The 17,784-nt window shown below is 41.4% G+C and carries 10 protein-coding genes; 6 read left to right on the plus strand and 4 right to left on the minus strand.

Going from position 1 to position 17,784, the window contains the following annotated elements:
- Positions 1 to 1,076: 1,076 nt before the first annotated feature.
- The 4 genes from R2Q78_RS06405 to R2Q78_RS06420 are packed head-to-tail and all read left to right on the plus strand — an operon-like array spanning position 1,077 to position 8,012.
- On the plus strand, positions 1,077 to 2,474 hold the full coding sequence (locus R2Q78_RS06405) for a sugar porter family MFS transporter (protein ID WP_316790016.1): 1,398 nt from the start codon (positions 1,077 to 1,079) through the stop codon (positions 2,472 to 2,474).
- 21 nt (positions 2,475 to 2,495) lie between these two features.
- Positions 2,496 to 3,368 carry a phytanoyl-CoA dioxygenase family protein gene (locus R2Q78_RS06410; protein ID WP_316790019.1) on the plus strand — a complete coding sequence of 291 codons (873 nt, stop codon included), beginning with the start codon at positions 2,496 to 2,498 and terminating at the stop codon, positions 3,366 to 3,368.
- A 40-nt stretch (positions 3,369 to 3,408) separates the two neighbouring features.
- The gene (locus R2Q78_RS06415) at positions 3,409 to 5,355 is read left to right on the plus strand and encodes a right-handed parallel beta-helix repeat-containing protein (protein WP_316790022.1); all 1,947 of its coding nucleotides are present in this window, start codon (positions 3,409 to 3,411) and stop codon (positions 5,353 to 5,355) included.
- A gap of 2 nt (positions 5,356 to 5,357) precedes the next feature.
- On the plus strand, positions 5,358 to 8,012 hold the full coding sequence (locus tag R2Q78_RS06420; protein WP_316790023.1) for a glycoside hydrolase family 38 C-terminal domain-containing protein: 2,655 nt from the start codon (positions 5,358 to 5,360) through the stop codon (positions 8,010 to 8,012).
- 65 nt (positions 8,013 to 8,077) lie between these two features.
- On the opposite strand, the gene R2Q78_RS06425 is transcribed toward R2Q78_RS06420, so the two are convergent.
- From R2Q78_RS06425 to R2Q78_RS06435, 3 genes are all read right to left on the minus strand, one after another.
- A complete protein-coding gene (locus R2Q78_RS06425; RefSeq protein WP_316790025.1) occupies positions 8,078 to 10,354 on the minus strand; it encodes a hypothetical protein in 2,277 nt (758 codons plus the stop codon).
- Positions 10,355 to 10,555: 201 nt separating this feature from the next.
- Positions 10,556 to 12,415 (minus strand): RagB/SusD family nutrient uptake outer membrane protein, encoded by a 1,860-nt coding sequence (locus R2Q78_RS06430; RefSeq protein ID WP_316790029.1) that lies wholly within the window; start codon positions 12,413 to 12,415, stop codon positions 10,556 to 10,558.
- Positions 12,416 to 12,440: 25 nt separating this feature from the next.
- Positions 12,441 to 15,557 carry a SusC/RagA family TonB-linked outer membrane protein gene (locus tag R2Q78_RS06435; protein ID WP_316790031.1) on the minus strand — a complete coding sequence of 1,039 codons (3,117 nt, stop codon included), beginning with the start codon at positions 15,555 to 15,557 and terminating at the stop codon, positions 12,441 to 12,443.
- A 219-nt stretch (positions 15,558 to 15,776) separates the two neighbouring features.
- Between R2Q78_RS06435 and R2Q78_RS06440 the strand changes: the two genes are divergently transcribed.
- Together R2Q78_RS06440 and R2Q78_RS06445 are read left to right on the plus strand one after the other, a co-directional pair.
- Positions 15,777 to 16,340 (plus strand): thiamine pyrophosphokinase, encoded by a 564-nt coding sequence (locus tag R2Q78_RS06440; RefSeq protein WP_316790033.1) that lies wholly within the window; start codon positions 15,777 to 15,779, stop codon positions 16,338 to 16,340.
- Positions 16,337 to 16,831 carry a GNAT family N-acetyltransferase gene (locus R2Q78_RS06445; RefSeq protein ID WP_316790035.1) on the plus strand — a complete coding sequence of 165 codons (495 nt, stop codon included), beginning with the start codon at positions 16,337 to 16,339 and terminating at the stop codon, positions 16,829 to 16,831. The genes R2Q78_RS06440 and R2Q78_RS06445 overlap by 4 nt, the downstream gene beginning before the upstream one ends.
- A gap of 2 nt (positions 16,832 to 16,833) precedes the next feature.
- Here the strand turns inward: R2Q78_RS06445 and R2Q78_RS06450 are convergent, their stop codons facing one another.
- Positions 16,834 to 17,784, minus strand: a complete 951-nt coding sequence (locus tag R2Q78_RS06450; protein ID WP_316790036.1) for a M20/M25/M40 family metallo-hydrolase — start codon at positions 17,782 to 17,784, stop codon at positions 16,834 to 16,836.

A 17,784-nucleotide genomic window follows, 5' to 3' on the forward strand; every position in this document is an offset into this window, starting at 1 on the left:
CTAAACTCCGTTTGGTAACTCCCGTTCTGTTTGGGATTGCAAAGGTAGAAATCTTTTTATTATTGTCAAGCTTTTTTTAAAACTTTTTTTCTTTTTATTTTTCCAAGCTTTTCAAAGCTACATCCACCCAAGCAGACCAAAAACCAAAAGAGACATTTCCTATCTCACAACCTTTCAAATCATCATCCTCTCTAATCCTTTTCAACTTTCTCTCTTCCTCCGAAGCGGGGTGCAAAAGTAGGAAAAAACACCCTCTCTCCAAACAATTCCCAGTATTTATTCGCATAAATTTGTTAATCACCTGTAAAACAAGGAGAAAAATTACTCTATCGGTTTAAGAATCCATTCCTGTAGGTATTGGCCATAATCAAATCGCCACCATCACAACCTATTCAGCATGTCAATTGCAGACATAGGCATTTTCGAAAATGCAAACCACTTATTACCCAAATCCTTTAAAGATGCCCCGATATGATAAACCAGTACCATCAATGATCAAAAACCGATCATGCGCACCTCGTCATCTCGAGGGAAGCATAGCGACGAGAGATCTCTTGTTCAAGCATGGTTCAAGAGATTAGCTAAGTGAGCTCGCCGAAGGGCTCGGCTCCTCAAAACTCGGAATGACGACGTGGATGTTCAGGATGACAAAGTATCTGGCATAAGGCTCAGATAGGACTTAAAAGGGATTGATAAGGGATTTGTAAGGTTAAAGAGTACCTACCCTTACAAGCCGCTTTTAAGCCCCTTATAAAGGGCTTATCAGCTAGGTAGTCGCGTTTAAGAATTTGTCTCGTACTAATATAGCTTAACACCGTGTCTCTTCCCGACTTGTCTTCGCTTTGCGCTTGTATCATCCAGGGTACTGCTCCGTATCATCTAGGGTGTTGCCTCGTTCGTGATCGAACCAACACCCCAGAAGAACCCTAGTTGCACCGGAGCAGAAGCGACCACAAGGCGAACTGATCACAGTGTCTTACCCTATTAGGCTATGAGAAAATACCATCACTATTTGTTAAGAAACCATTATTTGCTTTAATCCGATTTGATGACCTTAGAAAACTAAATATATGCTGATGAAAACAGGTTTAATGGAGTCTAAAGGCAAATCAGTGATGCCGACAACAAAATTTAATGCTTCTTATATTTTCCTGGTAAGTCTTGTATCTGCTTTGGGTGGCTTATTATTTGGATTCGATACGGCAATAATTTCTGGTGCCATCAATTTTATTGGACCCTATTTCAAATTGAGCCAATACACATTAGGCTGGGCAGTTAGCTGCATATTAATTGGTTGTGTAATCGGAGCGGCTATTGCTGGAAAGCTATGTGATGTATGGGGTAGAAAGAAAACATTACTCCTCTGCGGTTTTTTATTCGCAGTTACTGGTATTGGGACAGCCCTAGCTCATTCATTAATAACATTTGTTTTTTTCAGAATAGCTGGAGGCCTGGCTGTGGGAACTGCTGCTATGGCAGCGCCTATGTATATTGCTGAAACGGTACCTGGTGCCTTACGTGGGCGAATGGTATCACTTTATCAGCTTGCAATTGTTCTAGGGATATTACTCGCCTATTTATCTAACTACCTGTTAGCCGATGCCGGCGAAAATAACTGGCGTTGGATGTTTGCTTCGCAGGCCATACCCTCAGTATTGTTCTTTGCTTTTATGTTTATGGTACCCGAATCCCCTAGATGGCTAGTGAAGAAGCATCGAAAAAAAGAGGCAGAGATTGTGCTGACAAAAATCGGAGGAGTCGTTTATGGCAGTATGGAGCTGGCAGCAATTGAAAGGAATTTTCAAGATGAACATAGAGAGAAATTTTCAGATTTATGGCTTCCTGCTTTTCGCCCTCTTTTATGGATGGGGATTATAATTGCCGTTTTCCAACAGATAACAGGCATTAATGCTATTTTATACTATGCCCCTGAAATAATTAAAAAAACAGGTGTCAATAATGAAAATGCGCTGCTTCAAACCATCGGCATAGGAGTAATCATGTTCCTTTTCACGTTTGTATCTATTTGGCTGGTAGACAAGGCAGGCAGAAAAATCTTGTTGCTTACGGGTTGCTTAATCATGACGGTTTCACTTATTGGCGTAGCTGCTTGTTTTTATTTCCAATATTTTGACAACTACCTGGTCTTGTTATTTTTAATGTGCTACATCGCTGGGTTTTCTGCGAGCTTAGGATCGGTAACATGGGTAATCCTCTCTGAAATATTCCCAAACCGTATCAGAGGACTGGCGCTTTCGGTAAGCACCTTACTGCTATGGGTAGCAGATTTTGCCGCCAGCTTTGCATTTCCTATACTGAATGAACAATTTGGTGTGACAGTAACGCTTCTGCTTTTTTCGGTTTTGTGCTTTATCTACTACGTCTATCTCAGATTGAAAATTCCGGAAACTAAAGGTAAATCACTAGAAGAATTAGAGAGGATGCTTGTAAAGCTTCCTAAAAATAACATATAATTTATTTCTAAAAGTAATCTTATGAACAACCCAAATCAATACGTTTTTAATGGGAGTATAACTCCCGAAAATGTTCAGTTTTATGAGGACTATGGATACCTGATTGCTCCCCACATTGTATCAGTTGATGAAATTGAAGAATTAAAAAAGGATACTGTAAAAATATTCAGAGGCAAATACGGCGCCATGGAAGGACTGATTCCGGTTACTGCAGAAGAAAATGATGCCGATGTATTAAAAAAATACGTGGCTATTCATTTCCCTCATAAAATATCTCCTGTTATTAAAAAAAATCTTTCACAAGAAGGAATTGTAAGCGTGTTAGAAAATATAGTAAGTCCCAATGTAAAATGTATGCAAAGCATGCTTTTTGTTAAAGGGCCAGGTAAAGCGGGACAAGCCTGGCATCAGGATGAGTTTTACATTCCTACACGTGATAAGTCACTAATAGGTGTATGGATTGCAATTGATGATGCATCGATTGAAAATGGATGTTTATGGATTATACCAGGCAGTCATAAATCTGGCTACATGATGCCTAGGGTAGATAACTTCAGCGATGAATACGCGGACATTGACACTATTGATGTAACTAGTTATAAAGAAGAAATTATTCCGGTTGAAGTAAAGAGTGGGACTGTTGTGTTCTTTCATGGCTATTTGTTGCACAGTTCTAAGCGCAATAAGACATCCGATAATTTCCGCATGGCATTGGTAAACCATTACATGAGCGCCGAAAGTATGTTGCCATGGGATCAGGATGGAAAGCTTCCTCCAACAGAAGATATGAGAGATATTTTGATGGTGGCAGGTACAGATCCTTATGCCTATAAACCGATAACGGATCTGAATAAACCGTATTTACGCCCCGAAGTACTCATCATAAAAAAATAGGAAAATACAGATAGACTCAATAAACTATTCCAAATAAAAGATGACTAATAAGAGAATAATACCGCTTATATTTTTTGTTGCAATCAGCCTGAATGCTTTTGCGCAAAAAACAACCGCCGGAAAAACCGGCTCAAAAGGCAGGGAGTATCACGTTTCAGTAAATGGCAGTGATACCGATCTGGGAACTATAGAAAACCCTTTTAAAACCATAACAGCAGCAGCTGGCATGGCCATGCCGGGCGATGTGATTACTGTTCATGCCGGTGTATACCGCGAACAGATTACACCTCCGCGCGGAGGAAATTCTGACAATGAACGTATTGTTTACCAGGCTGCAAAAGGAGATAAAGTAGAAATCAAAGGCTCGGAAATAATTAAAGGCTGGCAAAAAGAAAAGAACGACACATGGGTTGTGAAAGTTCCCAATACGCTTTTTGGCAAATTCAACCCGTTTAACGACCTGATTCGTGGCGATTGGTATTGGCCGCCAAAAGGAAGTAAATTTCATACCGGAGCGGTATACCTTAACGGAGATTGGTTGATGGAAGCGCTGACAAAGGAAAATGTAATGAATGTTGCCAAAGAAAAAAACACACTTTGGTGGGCAGAGGTTGATTCCACTACGACCAGGATATGGGCTCAGTTTAAAAATGCAGACCCAAATAAAGAGACCGTAGAAATTAATGTACGTCAAAAAGTGTTTTATCCTGAAAAACCTTTTACAAATTTCATAACCGTTCGCGGTTTTATTATGGAGCATGCAGCTACCAATTGGGCACCGCCAACAGCCGAACAAATGGGCTTAATTGGCACCAATTGGAGCAGGGGCTGGATTATTGAAAATAATACCATTCAATATTCAAAATGTGTCGGTATCGCCCTTGGCAAGTATGGTGATGCTTACGACAATAAAGATACGGAGTCGGCCGAAGGCTATGTAGGTACGATCAACAGGGCCTTGAAGTTTGGATGGAATAAAGGAACCATTGGTGGCCATTTGGTGCGCAACAATACAATTGCTTATTGTGAGCAAACCGGCATTGTGGGCAGTATGGGCTGCGCATTTAGTATTGTAGAGGGGAATACGATTCATGATATCCATGTAAGGAAATTATTTAGCGGAGCCGAAATGGCTGGGATTAAATTTCATGGAGCAGTAGATGTGCAGATTCGTAACAATCAAATTTACCGTACCAATATGGGAGTTTGGCTGGATTGGATGGCCCAGGGCGTTCAGGTGAAAAATAATTTGATGCATGAAAATGGATTAGACATCTTTTTAGAAGTAAACCATGGTCCCATGCTGGTGAGCAATAATATACTACTGTCTAAAACAAATTTGCTCATGAATTCTAGCGGTGCGGCATTTGTCCACAATATTTTTGCGGGCAAAATGGATGTGGTATCGTACGATAGCCGTTTAACACCTCACCAAAAACCACATGCTACTGATGTTATCGCACTGCATGACAACCCTGCAGGTGATATTCAGTTCGTCAATAATTTATTTGTAAATGGTGGTGATGCAGGCCAATATAAAAAGAATATCCTGCCGGTAACTTTTGATGGCAATGTATATGCAAAAGGAGCGAAAAGGGCAATTTCGGGTAATAAACAAAGAAGTTTTGGAGAAATAAGTGCTGAAGCCAAAGAAAAGGTCAAAAATGTCGCGGATAAGGATGCTGAAGAAAAGAATTTTATAGCGGATGATAATTTTGATGCCGCCGCCGGGTTAGTAAAAGAAGGGGATAAAATGTATCTGGAAATTACGTGGGATAAAAATTGGCTGACGCAGCAAAAAAGAAAACTGGCAACAACAGCTTCAATAAAAAAGGCAATCGTTCCTGATTTACCTTTTGAAAATGTGGATGGTTCTGCGCTAAAAATTGATACAGATTATTTGGGCAATAAACGCAATATACTGAACCCCTCACCTGGTGCATTTGAAATTTTAAAAAGTGGAAAACAAAAGATAAGAGTATGGTAAAGATGAAAACAAAATTGATCCTGCTGGCATATTTATCTACTTTATGGAGTGTAAAGGTTGGGGCTCAGGACACGCCTAAGTCTCCCATACCGGTACCGGCTACGCCTTCCAGCTTGCTACCCGGCAAAAAGGCCCCGGCCGTAACAGATATCTGGGTGGTATTTAAAACCCATTGTGATATCGGCTATACCATGTCGGCAGAAGCTGTATTAACAAAGTACAGGGTAGATATGATGGACAATGCGATACGCCTAATCGACGCCGATCGGAAAAAACCAATTGATGAACGATTTAAATGGACCATTGCTGGCTGGCCCATGTGGGGAGATATATTAGGGCCTTTGCAGACCCCTGATCGTAAAGCGAAAGTGGAACTGGCTTTGAGAGAAGGATCAATTAATGTGCATGGCCTGCCATGTACGATTCATACTGATGCTTTTGAAGCAGAAGACTATGTAAGAAGCTTGGTCTTTTCTTCTAATGTAGCCCGCAAGTATGGTCATCCTTTGCCTATCGCCGCAAAAATGACCGATGTACCTGCGCATAGCTGGATGTTGCCTTCTTTACTTTCTAAAGCCGGTATAAAATTTTTACAGATCGGTGCTAATTATTCCGACCGCCCGGTGTTGCTCCCAAAATTGTTCTGGTGGATAGGCTCTGACGGTTCGCGGATACTTTGTAATTATACGCCTCACTATGGCTCGGATGTGAAGCCTCCAAAGGACTGGCCTTCCAAAAACTATTTATCTGTTGTCATGACACATGACAACGAGGGACCGCCATCTCCTAAGGAAATTGAGGATGTGAAAAAACAGGCAGCTGAGATGAAAGGTGTAAAATTGCATTTATCGACTTTAGATGAATATGCACTGGCATTGTTGAAAGAAAATCCTGCTATTCCTGTTGTGCGTGGTGATATGGTTGATCCCTGGATACATGGTGTAATGGCAATGCCAGCCGAAACAAAAACAGCCCGCAACATCCGTCCATTACAAACAGCTCTTGATGTTTTTAATACCAGTTTGCAGGCATGGGGTATCGGCACTGATCCATTAGCTGATCAGTTAGCCGTTGCTTACGAAAATAGTATGCTGTACGGAGAACACACGTGGGGCGCCATGACTCCCGGCTGGGGTTTCTTCTCCATGGATGGAAAGAACAGGGGGACGGAAAGATATTTGTATAACAATGATTTTATTAAAGCCAGGGCGAATGGATATTATAAAAAATTTGAATCAAGCTTTGATGAGCATCGACGCTATATCAATATTACGGATAGTATTGTTTCTACCGGTTTAAATAAACGGTTGGCTTTATTGTCGCAATCGGTAAAAGCAAACACAGGTGACATTATTGTCTATAACACCCTGCCATGGACGAGAAGTGGGGTAGTAGAAGTTGACGGAGAAAAGATCTGGGCTGAGAATATTCCTGCAAGTGGTTATAAGACCATCAAAAAAGGAAAACCCGACCCTGGTGTAGCTGAAACAGAAACCACAACACTCCAGACAAATTATTTTAAGGTCCGGTTCGACACAAAAAGAGGAGGAATTGTTTCGCTTATTGAAAAGGCCAGCGGTAAAGAGATGGTTGCGCAAAACGGGCAGTATGTGCTTGGTCAGTATTTACACGAAGTATTTAGTTATGCGCAAACAATAGATTATTACAATCGGTATTGTACAATGACCAATGCTTCTAATGCAACGATTAAGCCCAATATGCCAAAAGATATCAACTATTCGGCAACCACACCTACAAACTGGAAAATAAAAATAGTGCATTCTCCCGTTGCAGATGTGGTAACCCTGGTCACAAATGAAGCTGCCACAATTGCCCGCTCAATTGCCATAAGATTTACTTTTCCTGCCGCGCAACCCTATGTCGATATTGAATGGAATATTGACGGCAAAATTCCGAACACCATACCTGAAGGAGGCTGGTTATGTTTCCCGTTTAAAGTGAACAATGCAAAATATACAGTTGGCCGTTTAGGCGGGGCAATGGATTTATCGAAAGATCAGTTGGTTGGCGGCAACAGGCATATCTACGGTGTAAATACAGGTACTGCATTGGTTTCGCCTGATCAATCAGGGGTAGGTATTTGTGCGGTAGATGCACCTTTAATGAGTTTTGGTGAGCCGGGTCTCTGGAAGTATAGTTATGACTTCCTGCCAAAAAATGCTGCGGTGTTTGTAAACTTGTACAATAACATGTGGAATACCAATTTCCCTTATTGGACAGAAGGTTCCTGGTCTGAACGTGTACGGATCTGGGGAATCAATCGAAACGAACAGGCCGCCGAAAATATCGCAGTCAAGTCATGGGAAGCACGGATGCCTTTACTGGCAACGACAGCAAGCGGAAAGGGTAAGTTATTGCCATCGGAGAAATCTGGCATTTCTGTTTCCCGTAAGGGGGTTCTGGTAACTGCATTTGGCGCAGATCCTAATGGAAATAAGGGAACATTGCTACGGGTTTGGGAACAAGCCGGCATCAGTTCAACGGTCACTGTGCAATTGCCTCCTGCCTTGAAATTTACTTATGCCATCCCGGTCAACCTTAGGGGTGAAGTAATCGGGAAGAAGGTATTGATTAAACACAACAGCCTCTCGCTATCCCTGCAAAAAAACGGGCCTGTTAGTTTTATGCTGAACTAATTGAACCCTTTAAATAAAAAAGCCTGTCCGAAAAATGAAGTGACAGGCTTTTTTTACGTCATTTATTAATATCCCACAGCTCTTTTTAACTTCACAAATAGTTTTTTGTTCGAACCATCTCTGTTTGTTTTGTATAAATTCCAGTTATTGACATTGACACTTTCCAGATGAAATGATTGCGCAGGGTCTGACAATTGTTCTTTTACCCATTTTGGAAAGGCATTGGCTGCTCTTGCATCTTCCCATGTTCTTATTGCTTTAAAGATCGCATCTTTCTGAGGACAGCTTTCCACATCCTTTTGATTCAGCGTTAGGCTATATGTGGTACCAACTCCTACTGAAATGGCTTGAACGTGTTCATAGTCTTCCACTTTAGAATTGGCTTTGATGGGAAAATTGCCACCCATACCTACAGGGAAAAAATTCGCGTAGGTTACATCTCTGAGGTCTTTCCCCTGACTGGTAGTACTTCCCCATTCTCTTGTATCCACATCATATAGATTTTTTCCTCCTCCAACATTCCAGATACTTTGATAATGCCATGAACCCTCAGATAAAGTCGCACCTGTGAAACGTATATATGGAACACCCAATTGCTTCGCTTTTTCAAACATTTTGCCGAAGAAAAGCTTGGTGGAATAATACCCATGCCCATTATTAAACAAAAACTCCTGTCCATCGAAATCATAGTAGGCAAGACCATTGATTTTACAAACCTCAGCAAAGTGCTCGGCTATTTTATCCTGCAATTGCATATTCGGGATAAGCCCGTCGTAACCATAGTTAACGGTTACCTGAAGTTTATAAATGGTATCTCTGTTCGCATGATTTGACGGGGTGGTCTTCCAGTATCCTCGCTTTACATTCAAAAGACGATATGGTTTTTCTTTCGAAACACCCATATAATGGATCAGTTCCTTCCCAATTTTGATCATATTTAAGTTGGCACAATGACCTTCCCAGCTGGCTACCTCATCAAGATGTGTCGGGTCATCAACAAGAATAACCGTGTCCGTTGCACTAATACTTTTTACCAGCAATCGCTTTTGCTGATAGCACAAACTATCGCTCGGCATTGGGCTGGCATCCATCGTACCCGGCGCCAAAGCATTGGTAATAGGTGTTCTGCCTATAGTAATGCCCTTTTTAGCTGCCAGATCTGAAAATTCCTTATGTGAAAGATTTCCAGTTGTTAGTTTTATCGGCTTTTTCTCAAAATTCTTTCCGTCAATATAGCCGCTATTGCCACGATTGGCTCTTAAAAAACCCTGATCGTATAAACTTATCGTTTTAAAGCCCAGTCTTGATACATAGGATATTATGCTGTCATTTAAATTACCCGCTGTAAGGGCATCAGGAACGAAAGCAGCAGGATCTTTTACCCATTTCCCGTTGATGGTTGGATGAGGGAGCTTTTCGGCCAGAACAATTTTTTGCATTACATTCAATAAAGCTGTGCTATCCGGACTTCCCCATAAGGCTACAGACGATCCGATATAATCTACCGGCAGCGGCTGCACCTGCAAATGGTTTGGTTTATTGGCCTCCATAAGGGGCATTAATGAAAAATAGATTTCTCTTTCAAAAGACCTATCCCTGGACTGATACGCAATAGATATCTGGCCTTTTTTGTCTACCTGGGCTGCATTACCATACATAATTCTGTACCATGGTTCTTTGTGCGCATAAAAAGCAACATCACTGATGCCATTTCCACCCAGGGTAAAAATTTGTCCTTCGTGAAGCTCTTTTGGTAAGGGAAAACGCTTGGCATCGGGCGTATGGATCATGTATTGAAAAGGAGCCGCATCGCCAATGGTTTCGGCCAACCCGCTTATGGTCTTGTCGTTCAGGGCAAGCATGCCAATTGCATAGTTAATTGTTTTGCTGGTATCGCGGGCAACGCCTATGATCTCACCCAATAGGTTGGTAATATTGGTATGGTAGTTCCCCCACTGGATAACGTCAATTCCATTACGCGGCGAAAGCGATTGCAAGGTCAGTTTAAAATACTTTTTATTGGGAACGATACTGATTTTCGCAACTGAACCATTCGGATATTTGAGTGCCATGGTCTGGTTGGTCTGGCTATAGGTCGCACTGGTTGGCTGGTAGTAAACATTCTTTTTACTATCGTATAAACTCATCACCGGCGAGGGCTTATCTGCCGGACTAAATTCTCGGTTGGGCTTAACCGTAATGTTTTTCATACTGGTGATGAAGCCTTTCGTGCTGATCTGGATTTTAAAATAATCGGTGCTGAAATTGTACTGTGCAAAGACCGATGCTGGAATTGCAGTAACAAAAAGGGCGATTACGATGTTAATGAAGTTTAGTTTCATAATGGATTGGCTTTTCAGTTGTGTGTTTTTATCTGAAGTTTATTCCTTATTTAATTTTCTTTATGGATACCTGATACTAAGGTATCAATTCAGTGCATTCTAAAAAAAGAGGGCGTCCAAAAAGGTACGTTCGGGATCCTGAATTTATTTCAGGATCCCGAACGTACCTTTTTGGACAGCCATTAAATCTTCTTCTATAGTTTATTGCAACGGATCAAAAGAACCTCCCCATTCTTTGTTTTGTGGCAATTGAGTAGGTATAATAGAAATCTGCGCCGGATTTAAAGAGTTAAACCAATGATTAAGACTCAGATTATATGCCTGATTAGCTGCCGGTGTTTTATCAAGATTTTCCACAACCACTGCAGAAAATTTAGACCTTACAGAAGCGGTCATGATGTTATCTGTGTTCCCAGGCAGGGCTTCACCTTTATTTAACATTAAGAATAATCCTCTTCTGGTAGTTTGGGCATTCAAAATATCGTAACGTCTCCATCTTCTTAAATCACTAAACCTAAATCCTTCAAAAGCAAGTTCCACCTGACGTTCGTTCATAATTGCCGCACGCAGATCGGGCTGTGAAGTTGCGGTAATACCATATTTTCCGGATGCCCCGGCAGCAATACCTGCACGTTGGCGTATGGAAGATAATGCGGCTATCGCCTCATTGCCATTACCTGTTTCATTTGCCGCTTCGGCAAGGTTTAAAAGCAATTCTGCGTAACGCATCGGCGAGAACCAGCTTTTAGCACCTGCAGCTACACCAACCAGGGCCGCTCTGTCTATAAGGGTATCTAAGCCTTTACGCTGGAAAAATCCTGTAACACCGTTTTCATCGCCATTTTGGACAAGCGGAGAAATACCCTGAAATACAGTACTGTTTTTCTCCGGAAGAACGGCACTAGGTGTTGCGGCTGCTTTCCATGTCCAGGCTTGCCAGTAAGTACGGGATCTTGGAGCGGTCATTCCGATCGTATTTACATCAGGTGTTGGGTACACAGTACCGCCGCACCAGATGGTTGCGTAAAAACGGTCATCACGATTGGTGTAAAAATCTGTTAAAAACTGTTGGTTGTAAGCTGCATTAGACAATTGGTTCTTATCAAATTGCATCGGACTGCCATCACGTTTTGGATAAGCGACCAACAATGGCAATATCGGCTGATCGGTATTGGTGTTTCCGTTTGTAAAGGGAAGGGGTCTTATGGAGTTAAAGTTCATGTAACTGTCAGGGTAGTAGTACTGCCTGGTCATGATGTGCTCTTTGTTCCTCGAATACCAGATTAACTTGTAATTTGAAAACAGTCCAAAACCCGCAGCATCTGCAGCTTGTACAGCAGCTTTGGCAGCATTATAGGCATTTGTCCACCTGGTCTGATCATTTGTAGGATTAAACAACGGACTTGCGTACCATAAAAGCACCCTTGCTTTAAAACCCAATGCCGCAGCGCGGTTAATTCTTCCGTAATCATTGCCCGTGTAATTTGGCGGTAAAGCCGGAGCAGCTTCGTCCAGGTCTTTTATAATTTGCGCAACACATTCAGAGGTTTTACTACGAGCTACTTTCAGCGAACTCAGATCGTTACCATTTTGTGTCTTCAGGATCAATGGCACACCGCCAACTGAACTTACCATTCCCCAGTACGTCCAGGCACGCCAAAATTTGGCCTCAGCAATTAACCTGTTTTTGGTTCCCGAACTGATTACCGATTCCGACACATTTGCCAATTGATCCATAAAATAATTGGTTTTGTCGATCATGGTATAGTTCAGGTTGGTGAAATTTACCGCCACATCGACTATGCCGCGCTGGAAGCTTCCTAAGTTCCCTCCGGAGGCATTAATGCCTTCGTCAGCATTCGCACCGCTTCCAAGCGGCCATCCCGGCATACTACCCCCATATACATCGTTTAAATAAGCCTTAATCAAGACAGAATCTGTCCATACGTTTTGTGGATTTATGGCTCCCGTGTTCTGGTAATCCAATCCTTTTTTACAAGACGACCCCAATAAAATCAGGACGATGTAAAGAATAAATTTATTTCTATTTAAATGTTTCATGTTGATTTCCTTTTAATGTTAAAATTTAGAAAGTTACACTAAGACCAGCATTGTATGATTTAACAATCGGGAAAGATGTACCACCACCCATTTCAGGGTCATAGAATTTCTTATCAAATTTACTGATCACAAAAAGGTTGGATCCTGATAAGTAAAAGCGAATGTTATTTACATACTTTTTATAAAATTTCTGTGGAACATTATAAGCAACGTTCAAGAACTTCAGACGTACAAAACTTGCATCTGCCAGCCAGAAATCACTTCCGCTTGTATTGACTGATCTCACCGCGTCATTTGCGCTGTAACGATACGGCAACCAAGAACCAGTAGGATTTTCCGGAGTCCAAGATTGATCATACCAAGGGCGCCACATCCTGTTCCATTCTACACCTCCGGACAAATCGTTGAAAGATTTTTTGTAGCCAAATGAACCGTTGAAATTAGCATTAATGCTGATGCCTTTCCATTCTGCACTTAAATTCAAGCCGATTGATTTAGCGTTATTGCTGTTGTTTAATACTTGTATGTCATTGTTGTCGATTTTATTATCGCCATTAAAGTCTTTATAAGCAAACTGACCAGGTTTAGGTGCTATGCCATTGAAATTATAGCCAGGATGATCCGCGAGTAAAGCATCAACATCTGCTTGTGATCTAAGCAATTTATCAACCGTGTAACCTGTAATATAATTGGCAGAACGACCAGATTTAAGTCGATCCTGATAATCGTAAGTGATATTTTGATCCCATACTTTGTAACGTGAATCGCCATAAGTGAAAGTAGCACCTACATTATAATTGAATGCGCCAACGCTATTGTTATAGTTCAAAGCCAGATCAATGCCATTTGCTTCCATTTTGCCATAATTTACGGCTGGTAGTGAACGACTAAAAGTTGGAGGAGTGGTTCCTATCCTTTGGCCTAAGACATCAGAAGTAAGGTTGTTCCAATATTCTGCTGTGGCACTAAAATGTTTTAAGAAACTGATATCGATACCAATGTTCCTGTTGCTATATTTTTCCCAGGTAATATTTGGATTTGGAAATGTACCGTACTGTATCCCTGGATTGAGCGAAGGAGATTCGCCAAAAAATGCGCTAGAACCTGCACGGTAACTATCTTCGTATTGCCAGCGGGCAACATTATCATTACCGATTACACCAAAAGAAGCTCTTAATTTTAAAGATTCGATTCCTTTTACATTTCTAAAGAAATTTTCTTTAGAAACTATCCAGGCTGCAGAAGCTGCAGGGAAGAATCCCCAGCGTTTATCTGGTGCAAAAATTACCGAACCATCATAACGAGAGGTAAAAGTGGCGATATATTTACCGTCATAGTCGTATGCAAGTTGTCCGATGAATGATTTACGGCCTGTTGTAACCTCAAAACCATAGGTATTGCTGACACTCTTGGTCGCCGTACCATTTATAACACCAGCCCCGCCGGTAGATGCCCACCATTGGTCGGTTGTATAAATAGGGAAACCATTGATGGCGGCATCAATACCATCACCAGAACGTTCCTGACGCTCATATATAAGAGCCGCATTTACGTGATGTTTGGCAAAAGTCCTATCAAAATTTACCTGAAAGTTCAATTGATCCTCCTGGTTCCATGCTGATAATTTTTCTATATAATTCGAATGCTGAGAAAGAGTTTTAGATACAGTAGGGCCATCTAAATCCCAAATAGCAGGCTCAATCTGCTTCAATTCATAATAGGTAAAAGGATGTGAGTATATTTTTTGATTGGTATTGGTATAGCTTTTAATATAACCAACTTTAGCACTTAATCCTTGTAAAAAAGGAGCTTTATACGTTGCGTTTAAGTTGATAACAGATCTAATGGATTCTCTGTTGCTATAACCAGCCATTCCATTTGCTTCAGCTGGTTTATTGGTAATCCAAAAATAATACGCCGGTAACCCTGCATTGTTAAACGACGGCATATAAGGTTGCCATACCAGAAGTTTAGGAAACATATCTCCCGACCAATCGCCCTGAGGCTCGCTAAATTTATTATTGTTTAAGCTAAAGCCTGCAAAAACCTCTACATCTTCAGTAAGTTTAGCTGTCACATTTGTCCTCACATTGTACTTCTTTTCATTGGTATTCTTGATGAAAGTTTCCTGATTTACAAAAGAACCTCCAACAAAATATTGAAGTCTATCTGTACCTCCCGATGCACTTACATTGTGCGTAGTTATAGAAGGGTCTACATAAACGTCTTTTAGGGCATTAAAACCATAGCCCTTGCCGCCACCAAAATCGGTGTCTTTAAAGTACGCTTTTGCGCCTTCAGTCCACAGATTGTCTGCTGCGCCGGTAATTCTATGATAAATATCCCCCCACTCCATAATATTTGTGAGTTCCATGTTCCTTCCACGAACATCTTTACCAGTATTTACAGAGTAGTTTACAGAAGCTTTTCCTGCTTTGCCACGTTTAGTTGTAACCAACATAACACCACCAGCGGCACGTGCGCCATAAGCAGCAGTTGTTGCTGCGTCTTTCAAGATGGTGATTTCATCAATTTCATTAGGACTTAAATTGTTGAATTCTCCAGCATCAGACGTAACTTTTCCGTCAATTACATATAAAGTAGCCGCACCGTTCACTGGATTTGCTGTTCTAATACGAATCCCAGGCTGTGCTCCAGGGATACCGCTAGGCGTGGAAACATATAATCCGGGCATTCTTCCAGCCAATAAGTTACCCACTGATGTCGTGGGTATTTCAGTTTCCGTTTCCGTAAACTTAACGGTAGCTACCGATCCGCTCAAAAGCTCTTTCTTTTGAGTGGTATAACCCACAACCACAGTTTCATCCAGATCAATAGAGGTAGAGACCATTTCTACCGTCATTCCTTCTTTGGCCGCAATAGTTACCGGCTTGTAGCCGATTGTTGTAATCCTTAGCATTGCGCCGTTAGCTACCGTAATTGTAAACTTACCAGAGCCATCAGTTGTTGCTGTAGATTTAGGTGTTCCCGTAGTGGCGATCGTGGCTCCGGCCAATGGGACTTTTCCGTCTGACTCAACTACTGTTCCCGATATTCTTACCTGCGCAAAAACATAATGGGATTGTAATAACATGAAGACGATTCCGAGCACCCGCAAGTGCATTTGTAAAATTCCTTTCATAGTTTGTTAGTTTATGGTTATATTTGGAGGTATATTCTGTATATACCAATTAAGAATAAATTACCAGAAATCATTTTTCGCAAACCACCACAATCTTATCAAATACCGATGGTTTTTTGCCTGAGTTAAAATCGGCCTTCTTGGCATCTGCAAAGCCTTACCTACAGGAAAATTTTCTTAGCTGACTGATTATAATTCAGGTCTTTTATATTTGCAGGTATGTCGTCACATCATATTGTTAGAGAAAAACAGGAGCCAGCACTTTACATTCATCACCTGGGTGATTTCAATGAAGAATACCTGGGTCAGCTATTGGAATGGAGTCCTACGCTGATTGTCAATGCTGCTGTCTATGAAAAAGTAGTTAGCCTTGGCCTTAAGGTGGATGCCGTGGTTACCACTGCAGATGAGGACTTCTTCCAGGAGAACATCAGGATCATTAAAACCGGGAAAGACGAACTGGATGCGGTACTAGATTTTCTGATCAGCGAAAAATACCCTGCGGTAAATGTTATTGATCTGAAAAGCAATTTACGGGAAATGGGGGATTATGTAGCGACAATCAATATCGTAGTATTTACGGAAACGGAAAAAGCATATGCCATAAAACCCGGATTTAAAATATGGAAGCCCGAGGGCAGTATCTTCAACATTGAGGTAGTTTCTTATTTTGAAACGAGCAACCTGATGCAGAATGAGCACGGGGAGTTTGTAGTAGTTAGTGATGGGTTTGTGGAATTTACCTTTACAACACCTTATTTATTTATAAGTGAAAAGTTATGATCGTCCTAAGGAGAGCCAAAGAAACAGATATTGCGAGTATACAGGATTTAGCCAACCGCACCTGGAGGGTTGCCTATGCTGAATATTTGTCTGTCGAACAGATTGAATACATGCTGGAGAAAATGTATAACACCGGAGAGTTGCTATCCCAATTGCAGCAGGGTCATACTTTTTTAGTAGCACAGGAGGGGGAGGATGATCTTGGCTTTGCCGGATTTTCTTTAATTGATCCTGAAAACAACATTTATAAACTGCATAAACTTTACGTACTTCCGGAGACCCACGGAAAGGGTGTCGGTAAGGTACTCATGAATGAGGTCATCAACTTAATAAAAGACAAAGGCGCAAGAGCGCTGCAGCTCAATGTAAACAGAAATAATAAAGCCGCTGATTTTTATAAAAAGGCCGGCTTTGAAATAAAAGAAACCGTCGACCTTCATATCGGCGACGGTTTCTATATGAATGATTACGTAATGGAGAAATCCCTGTAATCTTATTCTACAAGTCTTGGAATCCTGGTGGGAGCATCTGTACCCTTCACGATAGAGATGGCACTTTTTGCAATAGCTTTAATGGTGGATAGAATATTGTCAGTATCCAGCGTGCTATACTCATCTTTAATCGTATGGTAGAATTTATCTGTATCTATCTGGTCTGTACTTATGGTATGCGCAGGAACTCCCAGTGCAGCTAAAGTTGCATTGTCACTTCTGTAGAAAAGGTTTTGTCTTGGGTATGGATCTGGATGAAAGGTGAACTCGGTACCGGCAAGGTTCTTTTGGAGTATTTTACCAAAATCAGATTTATCAAAGCCTGTAATGAAGGCCGTGTTCTTGCCAAACTTACTTTCTTTACCAATCATCTCAATATTGAACATCGCTACTACATCATCCGGATTTAGCTGTTTTGAAAAGTGCCTGCTTCCAAAGCCACCGATTTCTTCTGCGGTAAAGGCAACGAATATCAGCGTACGTTCATTGTTTTTTAGCTTCTTATAATATTTAGCAAGGGCGATCATGGCTGTAATGCCAGATGCGTCATCATCAGCACCATTGGCTATGCTGTCCTGCCCATCACCTTTTACAATTCCAAGATGATCGTAGTGCCCGGAAAAAACCACCAGCTCAGTCGCCTTTGATTTTCCGGGGATCATTCCCACCACGTTAAACAGTGGTCTTTTGTCTGTTGAATCTTTAAAGAATGTCTGCCTGTAACCATCCGCTCCTTTCAGGGGCTGTAGCCCTATTTCTTTAAACTGCGCTTCTATGAAGGTCGCCGCCCTATCAATCCCGGGGGTAAAAGTTCCTCGGCCTTCCATCTCGTCACTGCTCAGTGTTTTGATCAGGTTGTCAACATATGCTTTGGTAATGATCTTGTTGATGTCCTGAGCAAATGTTTGCTGTGTAATGAGTAATGCAAGTAAGGTATAAAAGATCCTTTTCAT

Origin of the sequence: Pedobacter frigoris (assembly GCF_032678645.1) — a bacterium.
In the GTDB taxonomy this organism is placed as follows: Bacteria; Bacteroidota; Bacteroidia; order Sphingobacteriales; family Sphingobacteriaceae; genus Pedobacter; species Pedobacter frigoris_A.